Here is a 15,559-nt window from a genome sequence, read left to right as displayed (position 1 = left end):
GACGGCATAGAAAAAGGTTAGCTCTGGGTGGGGAGGCCCCTGCCAAAATCGTGCGTAGCCATGGATGGCGGAGCCGAGCGTACAGGGATGTATCCACAGCGTATTTTGGCAGGGGCCTCCCCACACAGGGCGGAGCCCCGGAGCACCAATCTGCGCATATCCCCAACTTGCACCCAACCGTCAGTTGGTTAAACTTTGCCCCCTAACGGCCACCCCCGTAACAAACATCAAACCATGCTCCGGATTTACGATCCGGCCCGCAGGAGAAACCATGAGCAACGAAATAGTCGTCTGCGCACTCTACAAGTTCGCAGTATTGAATGATTACAAAGACCTACGCCAACCCCTGCTGAACCTCATGCTGGAAAAAGACGTCCACGGCACCCTGCTGCTGGCACGGGAAGGCATCAACGGCACCATCGCCGGCAGCCGCCAGGGCATCGACGCCATCAAAGACTGGATCGCCAGCGACGACCGCTTCGACGGCGTGGACTACAAAGAATCCTTCGTAGACATCCAGCCCTTCAAGCGCACCAAGGTCAAACTCAAAAAAGAAATCGTCACCATGGGCGTTGAAGGCATCGACCCCAAGCGAGTGGTTGGCACCTACGTCGATCCCAAAGAATGGAACGACCTCATCTCAGACCCCGAAGTACTGCTGGTAGACACCCGAAACCAGTACGAAGTTGAGATTGGCACCTTCAAAAATGCCGTCAATCCGGCCACTGACACCTTCCGGGAATTTCCAGAGTATGTGAAACAGAATCTGGACCCCAGCAAACACAAGAAAGTCGCCATGTTCTGCACCGGCGGCATCCGCTGTGAAAAATCCACGGCGTACCTGAAAGAACAAGGATTCGATGAGGTATACCACCTCAAAGGCGGCATCCTGAAATATCTGGAAGAGGTGCCCCAGGAACAGAGCCTGTGGCAGGGCGAGTGCTTTGTGTTTGACGACCGGGTAACCGTCAACCACAGCCTCGAGCGCGGCGATTACGACCAGTGCCACGCCTGCCGCCGGCCAATCACCGAAGAAGACAAACAGCGCCCGGAATACGAACAGGGCGTGAGCTGCCATCAGTGCATTGAGTCACTGACAGAAGAACAAAAAGCCCGGTTCAAGGAGCGTGAGCGCCAGATGCAACTGGCCCGGGAACGCGGGGAAGCGCACGTGGGTGGTGAAGCCGCCCGTGTTATTGCTGAGCGGAAGGCCCGCAAGAAGGCCGAGAGGGAAGAACAGGCCCGTAAAAGTCTGGAGGGGGAGAAAGTTCGTAAGGTTGTTAACAAATGAAGACTAACCCAACCAAGGAGATAACATGAGTATCAGAAAACCACTGGCAGTCGCATGCATGGCACTGGCCCCGCTGGCCCAGGCCCAGGACAGTGGCAACTTGACAGGGGAGGCAGAACTCGGTGTGCTGGTGACCTCAGGCAACACCGAAGAAACCAAGGTAAACGGTCGCCTGGGATTGCAGCATGAGACCCAAACCTGGCGCAACACCGGTGAGTTCAGCTCCCGTTACACAGAGACAGAAGATCAGACTACCGCCGAAGAGTACAATGCGGCCCTGGAAGCTGATTACAAATTCGACGACAAACAGTACTGGTTTGTACGCGGCTCCTATGAAGACGACCGGTTCTCCGGGTATGACTTCGAATCCACTCTCACTACCGGTTATGGAAACCGCGTTTGGCAGGCTGGGGACCGCTCCTTCCTGGACCTCTCAGTGGGAGGCGGTTATCGCTACAACAAGCTGCGGCAGGAAAACCCCGATGGCCGGGATGTGGAAGAAGAGGCCATCGCCCGGCTGGCTGGCCAGTTTGATTACGCGTTGTCTGAAACCGCCCTGTTCCGCCAGAAACTGAGCACCGAGATTGGCCTGGATGATAACAACACCATCAGCCAGTCAGAGACCGCGTTGCAAAGCAACATCGTCGGCAGCCTCTCCATGAAAGCGGCGTTTCGGGTAAAGCACGTGTCTGATGCGCCCGCCGGTTCAGACAAAACCGACACCGAGACTTCGCTCTCGCTGCTGTACGGTTTCTGATTCCGGATTCCCGGAGCCAAAAAAAGGGGTAGATGGTTGGTCATCTGCCCCTTTTTCATATCGTGAACCTCAGACGTTGTTCCGAAGCCCGAGCTCATCCGGGTAGGGAGTCAGGTACTTCTGGGTGTGCAGATAATCCACCGGCTCCTTGCGCTGGGCCAGTCGCAGCAGCGTCATCGGCACCACCAGCGGAATCTCGCCGCGCCGGTAGGCTTCAATCTGCTCCAGCAGCACCGCTTTTTCTTCCGCTGACATCCCGTCTTTCAGGTAGCCCAGCAGATGCTGCATGGCATTCACGTGAGAACCCCGGCTTACGCGCTGGGTCATGGCTTCCATAAACCCATGAATATAGCGCTCCGCAATCTGCGCCAGCGGCTCGGCTTTTAGGTCGGCGAGCATCGGGCCAAGCTGCCGGTAGATTTTTTCAGAGTGGGCCAGCAACGTGAACTTGTGGCGCTGATGAAACTCCAGCAAGGATTGCTTGGTGAGCTTGTCGCCGGCCACGTTTTGCATCCAGTCGTCGTAGGAGAACACGCGCTCAATGAAGTTCTCCCGCAACATGTCATCGTGCAGGCGGCCTTCTTCCTCCACCGGCATTAACGGGTAGGCCTTCATCAGCGCCTCGGCAAACATGCCACGGCCATCCCGGTGCATGAAATTACCTTCCGCGTTGTGAATCTTGATGCGCTCCATGCCGCAACTGGGGGATTTGGCCATCAGGATGTAACCACGCAGGTTCGCCAGGGAGGGCATCACCTCGGCAATGAAGTTCTGCATGCCTTCGGTGTGATCTTTCGTGCCTTTGCTTTCCACCAGGTGCAGGCCGTCTTCGTGCTCGCGCAGGTGAATGGCCGGGCGGGGAACACCCAGGCCGGCTTCCAGCTCCGGGCAGATAGAGCGGAACTCAAAATGCTTCGCCAACACCTGGGTGCAGTATCGGGAATGCTTGTGGCCACCGTCGTGGCGGACTTCCTTACCAAGCAGGCAAGTGCTAATACCAACAGGAATACCGGTCACTAAAACTCTCCAGCCGTTGGATGATCGGGTACTACACCACTATACGTGCTGTGAGTATAGCCCGATCAAGCCAAGGCAGAGTGTTCATCCGGGTAATTGCGGAGCCGTCAGTGGCCGTACACCATCATGGTGGTATCACTGATGACAAAATCCGTGAACTGAACCGAGCCAATGCTGGTGCCCCCCACCTTGAACACCGGCATATCGATATCGGCCCGGAATTCCACCTCATGGATCGACAGGCCTTCCTTGCCAGAAGTGGCCCCGGTGCCGCGAGACAATTTGGCGGTGGCGTGGGCCATGCCGAAATGGCCGAGGGTATCGTTACCCCTTCGGTTATGAATCTGCAGGCCCTCAATGCCCACAGCGGCGAAGTTGAAAATAAGGATGACGTCTGCTGCATCCCAGTTCAGGCTGCCGTCGGTCACCTCAAAATGGGTGTCGAGCTGCAGTTCCGAGCCGGAGACGGTATTGCCATTGGCCAGGGTGCGGGTGGAGCTGCCGCCGTTACGGATAACCAGATCGGTGGGGCCGATGTAGCCCTGAAGATTGATGTCGGAGAACAGGTTGGTGCTGCCATCCGTGCCGGAGGTGGTAATGCTGTCGATGGCCAGCTCAAAATCCACCGCTTTCAGGTAGTCGTCCAGGCTGGTCGGGTCGCCGTAATCGGTGGCGCCCAGGTGAATCACCAAATCGCCACTATTGAACTGCTTACCAAAACTGCCGGCTACGGAATACTTCGCCAGGGCATCTGCTACATCCGGATTACTGGTGTCCAGCAGGCCCGCATTGGCCCGGCGGGCAATCTCCGAAAAGCCGTGTTCCAGCACCTCGCCCTCACCGGCGATGTCGATGGTCAGCTTCAGGTTGTCGAGTACCGTGTCGTTGTGGCCGGACAGCCGCAGGCCGTTAACACCGAGCGAGCCTTCATCGGTCCAGGTCAGCCGGTCGATGCTCAGTTTGGTTTCCAGCTCGATGGACACGCCAGCCTGGCCGGTAACGGCGGCCATGGAGGCATCATCCAGCGGGCGGAAATCCGCCAGTGCCGGAAGCGACAGGAAAGTAGCAGACAGGCAGGCACCTGCCAGGCGTGATGGATGACGAAAAACCCTGTGAAAAGACATCATGGCCCCGGATTCCGTTCAGACATTCTTGTTGTTATTCAGAGGCCTGAAGGCTTGGCTACGGGCACTCTGACGGGCCGCAGGGACAGCAGGACCAAGGCTGCGGTGGTTAATAGTTACACACTGTTACTTTATGCCGGTGCCCTGGAAGGATCTGTGAGACTGATCACACCCTGAACAGCAGACAAGTAGTGCCTCAGCTCAGGGCCTGTCGAATCAGTTGCTTCTGGTGCTCGGCAAAGCCGCGAATCAGCGCCTGGGCCTTGTCGGCGTCCCTGGCCAGGACCGCCTGGGGAAGTTCCGAGAAAAACTGACTGGTCTGCGCCAGCCCCTGGCGATACCGCTCCGCGCTGAGATAGTACGCGCGGCTGACCGCGGGTTTGAAGTTGGAAAGGGCTTCCGTCAGGTAGGGATTGTCCACCACCTTACAGCAGGCCTCCATCACCCCGAAACTGGCCTCCACCACCGCGGTAATGTCGGTGGCCGGTTGCTTTACCTGGTCCACCACCTGGGCCACCGCGTCCAGCATCATCGGCTTGTCGGATTCCTGCCAACGCTCACACAGGCGGGCGGCCAGCATCATCAGCAGGTGCATGTACACGTCATACAGCTCTGAAGCGTAATCGGCGTTCAGTTTGGTGGCAGAGGCGCCTTTGCGCGGGGTGATTTCCACCAAGTGCCAGCGTTCGAGTGTATACAACGCCTCTTTCACTGACGCCCGGCTGACCTTGAGTTCGTTCGCCAGGGTGGCTTCCTGAATACGTTCACCGGGGCGGATCTGCCCGGTCATGATGCGTTCCGCCAGGTAGTTGGCTATCTGCTCCGCCAGGGTGTTGGGCACCTGAAAATCCATAAGGGCTCTCTGAACAGGTTGAACAATCCGGCTGGCCAAAGAGGGCAGTACGCCGGCAGATGGTTGAACGCGCATGAGTTTATCACAGCCTCTTGATGGATGGATTCAGGCCCGCGCTGGGCGTGTGTTTCGTGACAATTGTCAAAAAATAACCAGAACAATGCTTGACGACTGATATATTGTAGGACAATAATGCAGAAAAAGTAAGGCCATTATTTCCATCCCGATACAAGGTTCGACAACAAAAGGGGGCTACCATGAGCTCACGTCTGATTACCTGGAATACCGAGGCTGGCCGCCGTCGGGTTCTGATTACCCTGAAAAAATACAGCTACCTGATTGCCATGATTCCCCTGGTGCTGCCGCCGTTGCTGCTGGCGGCCGGGGAAAGCACCGGCCTGATCAATCTGTTTGCCTGGGGTGTGCCGGTGGTGGTGTTTGGCATCATTCCGTTGCTGGACATGATGCTCGGCAAAGACGCCCTGAACCCGGATGAGCAGGACGACGTGCCCCGACTGAATCAGGAAAAGTTCTATAAGGTGATTACGCTGGGCTGGGTGGCTGCCTACGCCGCCTTGCTGATCTGGAGCATGATCACCCTGGCATCCGGCGTGTTCAGTGTGGCCGGCGCCATTGGCTGGGTGGTGTCCATCGGTATTGTGGGCGGTTTGGGCATCAACGTAGCCCACGAGTTGATTCACAAAGATGGCAAGTTGGAACCCTGGGCGGGCGGCTTTCTGTTGTCGCTGGTGTGCTATGCCGGCTTCAAGGTGGAGCACCTGCGGGGCCATCACGTGCATGTGTCCACGCCAGAGGATGCCTCTTCCTCTCGCTACAACCAGTCCCTGTACAACTTCCTGCCCCAGGCCTACGTGCGTAACTTCTCCAACGCCTGGAAGCTGGAAGCCGAGCGCCTGAAGCGCAAGGGTCAGGCGCCTTTAAGCTGGCGTAACGAGTTGATCTGGTGGTACGGCATCAGCCTGCTGGCTCTGGTGGCTTTCACGGTTGCGTTCGGCTGGTTGGGCGCGGCCTTCTTCCTGGGCCAGAGCTTCATCGCCTTTACCCTGCTGGAAATCGTCAACTACCTGGAACACTACGGCCTGCACCGTCGCAAGCTGGACAACGGCCGCTACGAGCGAACCACTCCGGAACACAGCTGGAACAGCAATTACTTCCTGACCAACGTATTCCTGTTCCAACTGCAGCGCCACAGTGATCACCATGCCTTTGCCAAGCGCCGTTACCAGGTGCTGCGCCACCACGACATCGCGCCGCAGTTGCCCGCCGGATACGCCACCATGGTGGTGCTGGCCTGCATCCCGCCCCTCTGGCGCAAGGTCATGAACCCACGGGTAGAAGCCTACTACCAGGGTGAAGAGCACCAGCTGACTTCCTGACAGCCCAGCCATTGGCCCCGGTCTGCACGGCCGGGGCGTTACCGCCTTCAGAGTGTCTCTGGAGAATGCCGGGGTAAAACCCGGCCTTGAAGCCCCGTGAATGCGTCTCTGGTTCACGGGGTCTTTTTTTGTGCCCTTGAAATCCGGGGCGAGGGCACACAGGTATACAGGCTGAACCCTCAATCCGATAAGGACACTCGACATGCCCAAGCATTTCGAACAGGCGCCAGGGCTTTACGACGCCCCGATTCCCGAGACCGAAGGTTACGTTTTCAACCAGACCATGATGCGTATCAAAGAGCCCGAGCGCTCCATGGACTTCTACACCCGCGTGATGGGCATGCGCCTGGTGCGCAAGCTGGACTTCCCGGAAATGAAGTTCACCCTGTATTTCCTGGGCTACCTGGACGACAAACAGGCCCAGTTCGTGCCCAACGACGACGCGCACCGCACCACCTTCACCTTTGGCCGGGAAGCGATGCTGGAACTGACCCACAACTGGGGTACGGAAGACGACGCGGATTTTGCCTACCACAACGGCAACGCCCAGCCCCAGGGCTTTGGTCACATTGGTGTGGCCGTGCCAGATGTGTACGCTGCCTGCGAGCGCTTTGAGAAACTGGGCGTGGAGTTTGTGAAGAAGCCGGACGACGGCAAGATGAAAGGCCTGGCCTTTATCAAAGACCCGGATGGCTACTGGATTGAAATCCTGCAGCCCAACATGCTGGAGAAACAGCGCAAGTAAGGCTGACCTGACACAGCCCCGGCGTCAGTCTGAACGACTGTTGCCGGGAGCATTGCCATAGCGGGAAGCCACAATAACCGCAATGGTCAGTATCAGCGCCCCGGTGATGCCGATGGGCCCCAGCACCTCCCCCAGAATCAACCAGGCCAGAAGTGCCACAAACAACGGTTCCAGCGTGACAATAATGCTGGAAAGCGTGGCCGGAGTGGTCTTCATACCCGCGAAGAAACACAGGTAGCCAATACAGGTTGGCACCACGCCGATGTACAGCACCATCAACCAGTGCGACAGCCCCAGGCTGGCCAGCCCGGCAAAGCCACCGGTAAGCGCCACTATCGGCACTAGCAGGAGGGCAGCGGTCAGAAAACAGATAAAGGCGGTGGTGAACACCGGGGTGCCGGCGGAATTGTAGCGGCTGGTGAGGGTAAAGCCGGTGTATACGGCGGCGGCAAGCAACGCCATCAGAATACCCGCAAGCCGCAAGGTACCGGCCGTGTCCATATCACTGGCCACCAGCATGCCAGTGCCGAGGATGGCCGCAAACGCCGCCGCCAGTGTCAGCGGGCCGGGCTTCTCGCCTAACATGGGTGCCGCCAGAATGGCCACCAGAACCGGCGGCAGGCACAGTGAGATGAGCGTAGCAATACCGGCTCCGGTCAAATCCACTGCCACCAGATAACTGCCCTGATAAAACGCCTGGAACAACCCCATTGCCGCTAATGGCAATAGGGCCTTGGCGCTGAGCCCGCGCAATGAGCTACCGGCGACCTTCTGGCCGGGATGCTGTAATTCCAGCTGTTGCTGTTCCCGCCGCATCAGCAGGTAGAAAAACGGCAACGCAACCACCAGGCGCAATAGCGCAAGCGTAATGCCGGTCAACTCGGTGCCGGTAAACAGGAATTTGGCAACTATGCCAGTGGTGCCCCACAGCAGGGCCGCAAACGCGATGAGTAAAGCGCCATGAATCATGAAAGTGGCCAACGCAATGAATGTAAAGCCAAAAAGGGTAACAGTGGCTGGCAGTTGGCGCTATAGGGGAAAGAACGGGCAGCCAGGGCTGCCCGGAAGGCTTTAACGCTTACTCGGCAGACAGCCGATCAGCATTGCGCTCAACGGTCCGTGCGCCGATGCCTTTCACATTGGCCAGGTCTTCCACAGACTGGAAGGGGCCATTTTCACTGCGGTAAGCCACAATGGCCTCGGCCTTGCTCTCGCCAATGCCATTCAGGGTGGCCAGCGTGGCAACGTCCGCCTGATTGATATTGATGGTGGCTGGCTGTTCAGCGTGGGCGAAGCCTGTGGCCAGGGAGAACAGCAGAACGAGGGTAGCCAGAATGCCTGTGTGTTTCATCGGAGAACTCCTTTTTAAAGACGTTGTTATGAGACGTCAGGAGTAACAAACCGCAGTGTGGGGTGTGGGTAATGGGTTGGAGCGATGAGAGAAACGGTAAAACGGTAGGCTGTGTAAGTGCACGGAACGGGACCACAGTCCGTGTAGTCCCCAAATTCCGTGGCTGACCCCTGCCTGATCCATCAGGCGCGCATCATCCTGAGCACTTCGTCCTTGCGTTCGTCCCTGTAAGCCCTGTTCCATCGGGCAACTCCGGTTCCGTGGAGTTTCCATCCCTGAGCCAACGTCCGTGCTGGCTTGTCATCCCTGACAATGCTCATTCTACGCCTGGCCGGATCATTAAGAATCGGACATCTGCCTGTTGGTGTGTGCGATATTTCCTACAGCGCTGTGAGATTGCCGGTGAACCTAAGTTCATTGTTTCACGGGGCTTTTCTGGGCAATTTCTTGCCCGCCACGATGAGCTTCGGCGGCCTCTTTTATCTTCTCCATGGTGATTTCCCGCACCGCTTTCTGGCTGGAGCGGATATGCCGGGTGAGCCGGTCGGCGGCATCGGTGGCATGGCCGGTGCGCAGCGCGTCCAGAATCTGTGAATGTTCTATGTAGGTGGCATCCACCCGGTCATCCCGCGTGAAATCCAGCCGCCGGATAATCCGCAGGCGGTCGGTAATCTCCCGGTGAATGCGGGTCATCTCCCGATTGCCGGCGGCGGCTACCAGGTCGCAATGAAAGCTCTCGTCCAGCGCCCGCACGGTGCTGCCCACGGCCCGTTCGGAGGGGTGGTCCGGGTTCCAGATGGCAATCAGGGTGCGCAGGGTTTGAGGTTCCTCGGGCAGGGCGCAGATTTTGTGCATGGCGGCCCGTTCGAGGGTAATCCGCAAGTCGTAGAGTTCTTCCACCTGCTGAAAGTCAAAGGGCTTAACCTGCCAGCCACTGCGAAACAGGACGTCGACGTAGCCTTCCCGCTGCAACCGGTACAGGGCCTCGCGCACCGGTGTCCGGCTAGCGTTCAGGCGGGCACCCACGTCGCCCTCGCTGAACTTGTCCCCGGGAATCAGGCGGAACTCAAAAATATCGTCCTTCAGGGCTTCGTAAACCCTGTCTGCCATGGAGGCCTTTCTTTTGGTGGTCGTTTTCATTTTCGGAGTTTGCCCTCTTTTGGGGGGGGCCTCTTGTTTTGGAGTTTGGCGCTGGGTTTTGGGGATTGGGGAGGCCTTTCAAAAGACGCCGTGAATACGTCCATGTAGGCTTGAGTGCGACATCCCTGTCGCACACACTTTTGAAAGGCCTCCCCAATCCCCAAACCCGACTCCCTAAGCCTGCGAGAGGTGATAGCCGCAATCACAGGAGCCAGCCAAGCCGATGTGCGGGAACCCCTCCACAGACTGTGCGCAGCAGGGATGCTGCGCTCAAGCCCCCATGGATGGGTTCACGGCGTGTCTGTGGAGGGTGTCCCGCACAGCGGCGCCGCCACCCAAATAGCAGGCCAGCACCAAAAGCGCCGATCTCCCAAACCCGAAACCAGCAACCGTAATCAAACTTCGATGCTAAGCAGAGGCTCACCGGGAGTAACCGACTTACCAGGCTCCACATGCATAGCACTGATGGTGCCAGACAACGTCGCACTCACCTCGAACTCCATCTTCATAGCCTCTACGATCACCAACGGATCACCCTCCGCTACCGTATCCCCCGGCTTCACCAGGCACTTCCAGATATTCCCGGCAATCTCCGCGCTCACCAGCTCACCAAATCGCTCCAGGTCTGAGGTATCCGGTTTTGGCGGGGCCTTGGCCAGGCGGTCGAGTTCTTCGGCTTCGCTTTCCTTCCACAAAGCCACCTCTTTAGCGTAGGCCGCCTGCTGCAGTTTGCGGAACTCGGCAATGGAATTTTCGTTGGCGTCCAGGAAGGCCTGGTGGGATTTCAGATCGAAGGTTTCCTCTTCGATTTTGATCTCCAGCTTGCCGGCGCGGAACTGGTCTCGCATTTCAGTCAGTTCGTCTTCGGTGACCGGGTAGTAGCACACCTGGTCGAAGAACCGTAGCAGCCAGGGTGCGCCTTCGGCGAATTGTTTGTTTTTCAGGTATTTGTTCCAGATCGGCAGGGTACGCCCCACCAGCTGGTAGCCGCCGGGGGAGTCCATGCCGTAGATGCACATGTAGATGCCGCCGATGCCTACGGTGCCTTCGGCGGTGTAGGTTCGGGCCGGGTTGTACTTGGAGGTGAGCAACCGGTGGCGTGGGTCCAGGGGCACGGCGCAGGGGGCGCCGAGGTAGACGTCGCCCAGGCCCAGTACCAGGTAGCGGGCGGAGAAGAGCACGTCTTTGACGTCGTCCCGGCTGGGCAGGCCGTTGATGCGTTGCATGAAGTCGACGTTGTTGGGTAGCCAGGGCGCGGTGTCGCGGACGGACTGGCGGTATTTCTCCACGGCTTCCAGGGTGGCGCTGTCTTCGAAGGCCATGGGCAGGTGGATAACCCGGCTGCGCACTTTCAGTTCGTCTGTGGGCGGCAGGGTGGCTTCCAGGTCCAGCAGGTAGGTCATCAGCGCTTCCTGGGACAGCAGGCGGGCGTCGTACCTCAGCTGCAGGGAGCGCACGCCGGGGGACAGTTCCAGCAGGCCGTTGGGTTGTACATCGGCGATCGCCTCCATCAGGGCGTGGATGCGCATGCGTGCACCCAAGTCCAGCACGTTGGCGCCGTATTCCAGCAGGATGTACTGGTCTCCGGCCTGGCGGTAGGTCACTTCCGGGCGGCCGTCGGTTTCGTCCAGGTGCGCCAGGATGGTGGCAGACAAACCATTCAATGGTGCCAGGTCAGGCGCCACCAGGGTGACCGCCGGCGGGGCCATCAGGCTCTTGATGGCCAGTTCCTGGCGTTCGGCCAGTTGCACCGCCGTGTCGTTATCAATCGCTACAAACCGGATGGTGTCGCCGGGTTTTACCTGGCCGACTTTCCACAACTCAGCTTTGGCGATGGTCACGGGGCACACAAAGCCGCCCAGGCTGGGGCCATCCTTGGTGAGGATAACAGGCATGTCGCCGGTAAAGTTGATGGAGCCGATGGCGTATTCGGTGTCGTGGATGTTGGACGGGTGCAGGCCCGCCTCGCCGCCGTCTTCACGGGTGAATTCCGGTTTCGGGCCGTTCAGGCGAATGCCCAGGCGGTTGGAGTTGTAGTGTACTTCCCAATCCTGCTCGAAGAACTTCTCAATGGATTTTTCCGAGAAGAAATCCGGGGCGCCGTGGGGGCCATAGAGCACGCCGATTTCCCAGTGGTTGGGGTAATCCGGAATCAGGTCCGGGTCTGCCGGGGCGGGGTCGTGGGTTGGCCCCGGGGTGGTGCAGGCGGGCAGCTCCAGCTGGCTGATGCCGAGCATGTCGCCGGGGCGCAGGGGCCGGCCGCCGTGGCCGCCAAACTGGCCCAGGGCGAAGGTAGAGCGGCTGCCCAGGTACACCGGCACATCAAAACCGCCGCGTACCGCCAGATAGGTACGGCAACCTTTGATGGCCTTGCCCACGGCCAGTACCTGGCCGGCTTTGACGGTAATGGGTTTCCAGAATTCCACCGTTTTGCCGTCCAGGGTCGCGTCTGTAAGGGCACCGGTCAGCGCTACTACGGAATCCTTGTGGAACTTCAGGCTGGGGCCGATCAGTGTGGACTCCAGGCCGGCGGCGTCGTTGTGGTTGCCGACAATCCGGTTGGCAATGCGGAAGGCGTAGTCGTCCATCGGGCCACTGGGCGGTACGCCGATGTTCCAGTAACCCACACGGCCAGGGTAATCCTGCACGGTGGTGTAGGTGCCGGGTTTCAGCACCTCGGCCACTGACGGCTTGAACTCAAAGCTCTCCAACGCGCGGGTGGAGACAATGCCATCCTCAAAACTTTGCTGGGCCACCACCTGGCGCAGGTAATCCAGGTTGGTGGCGATGCCCATCAACCGGGTTTCCGCAAGCGCCTGGCGCAGTTTGGCCAGGGCGTCGGCCCGGTTGGTGCCGTGCACAATCAGCTTGGCGATCATCGGGTCGTAGTGGGCGGAGACTTCACTGCCATTCTCCACCCAGGTATCTACCCGCACGCCGTCTTCCGGCCAGTACACATCCGTCAGTTCACCGGGTGAGGGTTGGAAATCCTTGAGGGGGTCTTCGGCGTAGATGCGCACTTCCATGGACGCGCCGTTCAACGTGGGTTCGAAGCTGGCCAGGTCCGGGCTTTCGCCGGCGGCGATCTTCAGCATCCACTCGATCAGGTCCAGGCCGGTGACAGACTCGGTCACCGGGTGCTCTACCTGTAAGCGGGTGTTTACTTCCAGGAAATAGAATTCGTCCCGGTCGGCGTCGTAAATGTATTCCACGGTACCGGCAGAGCGGTAATTCACCGACTGCCCGAGGGAGACGGCGGCATCCAGCATGGCCTGGCGCGTGGCGGCCGGCAGGTTCGGCGCCGGGGTTTCCTCCACCACCTTCTGGTTGCGCCGCTGCAGGGAGCAGTCCCGTTCGCCCAGGGCCACCACATTGCCCTGGCCATCGCCGAACATCTGCACTTCCACATGGCGGGCTCGGGCAATGAAGCGCTCCAGGAACACGCCGCTGTCGTTAAAGAAGCTCTGGCCCTGGCGGCGCACGGTTTCGAAGGCATCCCGCAGTTCGCTGTCGCTGTTGCAGCGGGTCAGGCCGATGCCGCCACCGCCCGCGGTGCTTTTCAGCATTACCGGGTAGCCCAGGCGCTCGGCGGTTTGCAGGGCTTCGTCCAGGGTTTCCAGCAGGCCGCTGCCCGGGGCCAGGGGCACGCCAGCGGCTTCCGCCAGTTCCCGGGCCCGGTGTTTCAGGCCGAATTCGCGCATCTGTTCCGGGGTGGGGCCGATGAACACAATGCCTTCGGCCTCGCAGGTTTCGGCGAAGTCGGCGTTCTCGGACAAAAAGCCGTAACCGGGAATGATGGCTTCCGCGCCGGTTTGTTTGGCCGCCGCCAGAATCTGGGCCTTGTCCAGGTAGGTTTCGCTGGCACCTTTGCCCACCAGCGCCACGGCTTCATCGGCGGTGGTGACGTGCAGGCTGTGGCGGTCTTCATGGGAGTGAACGGCAACGCTGCCGATGCCCATGGCTTTCAGGGTGCGGATGGTGCGAACGGCGATTTCGCCTCGGTTGGCGATCAGGACTTTCTTGAACATGTTGTTTGGTCTCCGGAGTAGGTGGATCAGGCCCTGGATTTAATGAAAGCGCGCCAGCCGCCGAAGTCGGTGACGTCGCGGGCGCCGGTGAAGCCGTAGCCTTCGCAGATAAAGCCGTTCACCCAGCGGCCATCGGCCAGCTCGACGTTGCCGATGCCGAGGGGGGCGGGGATCAGGTCTACGAAGGAGCCGAACTCCGAGGCGGCCATTTCCCAGACTTCCAGCACAATCGGCTTGCCGTGCTCAGCCACCCGCTGCAGGCCCGGTTTGGGCGGGGTGGTGTTGGGCAGGGCGTACAGGCGGTAGTTGGGGGTAGTGGTGGTTTGCTCCAGCAAACGGGCTTTGCGTTCGGTGAGCTGGGTATTCAGGGGCATGCCGGATAAATGGGCGCCCACTACCGCCACCTGAATGGTGGGAACGGCTGGTTGGTAAGTAACCACTTCCTCCGGCCGGGCCTTATCTGAAGCGCCCAGGGGTGTTGGGTGGGCGTTCAGCCACTGGCTGGCGAGGGTTTGCAGCTCCCGGTCTTTCCAGGCACCGGAAATCAGCGTAACGCCGAAGGGCAGGCCGTCGTCCCGGAACCCGGCGGGCACCGCCAGGGCGCACAAATCCGCCAGGTTCACAAAATTGGTGTAGGTGCCCAGCTGGCTGTTCAGTGCGACCGGGTCAGCATTCACGGCTTCAATGGTGGGCGCGATGGGGGCAGTGGGCACCAGCAGGCCGTCCACCTCAGCCAGCAGCGTATCGATCTGCCGCAGCAGTTCTTCCTTGCGGTACTGGGCGTTAAAGGTATCGGTGGCGGTGAAGTTCCCGGCCTTGCTGATGATTGAACGCACGGTCTCGTTCATATCGCTGGCATGGTCTGCCATAAACCCTTGCACCGCCGCATGGCGCTCGGCCACCCACGGGCCTTCATAGAGCAGGGCGGCCAGTTCCAGCAGCGGGCTGAAATCCAGGGGCACCAGTTCCACACCGGCGGTATCCAACTGGCGCCATTGGCTCAACGTGGTATGCCAGGCCGCTTCCGCCTGCTGGTCACCAAAGAACTCCGGTTGCTCGGGAATGGCCAGGCGCTGCACCGGGCCAGGGCGGCGAATGGCGGGCGCATCCAAAGGCAGGGCGCTGGGCGCTTTCCGGGAAAAGGCATCGGCTTTATCAAAGCCCGCCATCACCTCAGCCACCCGTGCGGCATCGGCAATGGTCAGGCCGAATACCGATACACAATCCAGCGACCGGCAGGCCGGTACAACACCATTAATGCTGAACAGGCCCTTGGTGGGTTTCAGCCCCACCAGGTTATTCAGCCCCGCCGGCACCCGGCCGGAACCGGCGGTGTCGGTGCCCAGGGCAAAGGGCACCAGGCCCCGGGCCACCACCGAGGCAGAGCCGGAGCTGGAGCCGCCACTGATCACCTTCGGGTTAAAACTGTTGGGCACGGCACCGTAAGGGGACCGGGTGCCCACCAGCCCGGTGGCGAATTGGTCGAGGTTGGTTTTGCCAATCACCACCGCACCGGCGGCTTTCAGTTTGCGCACCACGGTGGCGTCGTGTTCGGGGGCGTAGGCAAAGGCGGGGCAGGCGGCGGTGGTCTCAAAGCCGGCGGCATCAATGTTGTCTTTCACTGCGAAGGGAATGCCGTAAAGCGGTAACTGTTCCAGGTCACCGTCGACGCCCTCCAGCTTGTCAGCCAGTTCCGCCATGGCCTGGTGGAAGCCTTCTGCGCCCAACCGGGAGATCCAGGCGCAGTCGTCACCTTTCAGGTAATCCAGCAGTTTGCTGATCAGGGCTTCCGGTTCTGCCCCTTCTCTATAGGCCTGTTGCCAGTCTGTGATCGTCCATCCAAGGGTGGTTGGCAT

12 protein-coding genes are annotated in these 15,559 nt (G+C 59.7%); 4 read left to right on the top strand and 8 right to left on the bottom strand.

All coding sequences use genetic code 11. The annotated features are described in order from the left end of the window. Positions 1 to 271 precede the first annotated feature (271 nt). Both FIV08_RS14720 and FIV08_RS14715 read left to right on the top strand, forming a co-directional pair. Positions 272 to 1,291, top strand: coding sequence for a rhodanese-related sulfurtransferase (locus tag FIV08_RS14720; protein ID WP_152438879.1), 1,020 nt, complete (start codon positions 272 to 274; stop codon positions 1,289 to 1,291). Between the two features lie 25 nt (positions 1,292 to 1,316). Next, on the top strand, positions 1,317 to 2,048 hold the full coding sequence (locus FIV08_RS14715) for a DUF481 domain-containing protein (RefSeq protein ID WP_152438878.1): 732 nt from the start codon (positions 1,317 to 1,319) through the stop codon (positions 2,046 to 2,048). Between the two features lie 69 nt (positions 2,049 to 2,117). Here FIV08_RS14715 and FIV08_RS14710 read toward each other — a convergent pair whose 3' ends face one another. The 3 genes from FIV08_RS14710 to FIV08_RS14700 all read right to left on the bottom strand — a co-directional run bounded on the left by FIV08_RS14710 (position 2,118) and on the right by FIV08_RS14700 (position 5,042). After that, positions 2,118 to 3,065 carry a YbgA family protein gene (locus FIV08_RS14710; RefSeq protein WP_152438877.1) on the bottom strand — a complete coding sequence of 316 codons (948 nt, stop codon included), beginning with the start codon at positions 3,063 to 3,065 and terminating at the stop codon, positions 2,118 to 2,120. A gap of 107 nt (positions 3,066 to 3,172) precedes the next feature. Then, positions 3,173 to 4,192: a DUF6160 family protein gene (locus FIV08_RS14705; protein ID WP_228715429.1), complete on the bottom strand. Its 1,020-nt coding sequence runs from the start codon at positions 4,190 to 4,192 to the stop codon at positions 3,173 to 3,175. Positions 4,193 to 4,385: 193 nt separating this feature from the next. After that, complete coding sequence (locus FIV08_RS14700) at positions 4,386 to 5,042, bottom strand: GntR family transcriptional regulator (protein ID WP_152439668.1); 657 nt, start codon at positions 5,040 to 5,042, stop codon at positions 4,386 to 4,388. 257 nt (positions 5,043 to 5,299) lie between these two features. Here FIV08_RS14700 and FIV08_RS14695 point away from each other — a divergent pair, with 257 nt between their 5' ends. Together FIV08_RS14695 and gloA are read left to right on the top strand one after the other, a co-directional pair. After that, complete coding sequence (locus FIV08_RS14695) at positions 5,300 to 6,439, top strand: alkane 1-monooxygenase (protein ID WP_152438876.1); 1,140 nt, start codon at positions 5,300 to 5,302, stop codon at positions 6,437 to 6,439. 202 nt (positions 6,440 to 6,641) lie between these two features. Then, positions 6,642 to 7,184 (top strand): lactoylglutathione lyase, encoded by a 543-nt coding sequence (gene gloA, locus FIV08_RS14690; RefSeq protein WP_152438875.1) that lies wholly within the window; start codon positions 6,642 to 6,644, stop codon positions 7,182 to 7,184. Positions 7,185 to 7,208: 24 nt separating this feature from the next. On the opposite strand, the gene FIV08_RS14685 is transcribed toward gloA, so the two are convergent. The 5 genes from FIV08_RS14685 to atzF all read right to left on the bottom strand — a co-directional run bounded on the left by FIV08_RS14685 (position 7,209) and on the right by atzF (position 15,559). Next, positions 7,209 to 8,153, bottom strand: coding sequence for a DMT family transporter (locus FIV08_RS14685; RefSeq protein ID WP_152438874.1), 945 nt, complete (start codon positions 8,151 to 8,153; stop codon positions 7,209 to 7,211). Positions 8,154 to 8,262: 109 nt separating this feature from the next. Next, positions 8,263 to 8,535 (bottom strand): ComEA family DNA-binding protein, encoded by a 273-nt coding sequence (locus FIV08_RS14680; protein ID WP_061332622.1) that lies wholly within the window; start codon positions 8,533 to 8,535, stop codon positions 8,263 to 8,265. 414 nt (positions 8,536 to 8,949) lie between these two features. Then, on the bottom strand, positions 8,950 to 9,645 hold the full coding sequence (locus tag FIV08_RS14675; RefSeq protein WP_228715428.1) for a GntR family transcriptional regulator: 696 nt from the start codon (positions 9,643 to 9,645) through the stop codon (positions 8,950 to 8,952). A 425-nt stretch (positions 9,646 to 10,070) separates the two neighbouring features. Continuing rightward, the gene (uca, locus tag FIV08_RS14670) at positions 10,071 to 13,703 is read right to left on the bottom strand and encodes an urea carboxylase (RefSeq protein WP_152438872.1); all 3,633 of its coding nucleotides are present in this window, start codon (positions 13,701 to 13,703) and stop codon (positions 10,071 to 10,073) included. Between the two features lie 26 nt (positions 13,704 to 13,729). After that, a complete protein-coding gene (gene atzF / locus FIV08_RS14665) occupies positions 13,730 to 15,559 on the bottom strand; it encodes an allophanate hydrolase (RefSeq protein WP_152438871.1) in 1,830 nt (609 codons plus the stop codon).

Origin of the sequence: Marinobacter sp. THAF197a (assembly GCF_009363275.1) — a bacterium.
Classification (GTDB): Bacteria; Pseudomonadota; Gammaproteobacteria; order Pseudomonadales; family Oleiphilaceae; genus Marinobacter.
The sequence above is the reverse complement of the archived record's forward strand: the minus strand, read 5'-3'. Positions and strand labels throughout refer to the sequence as shown.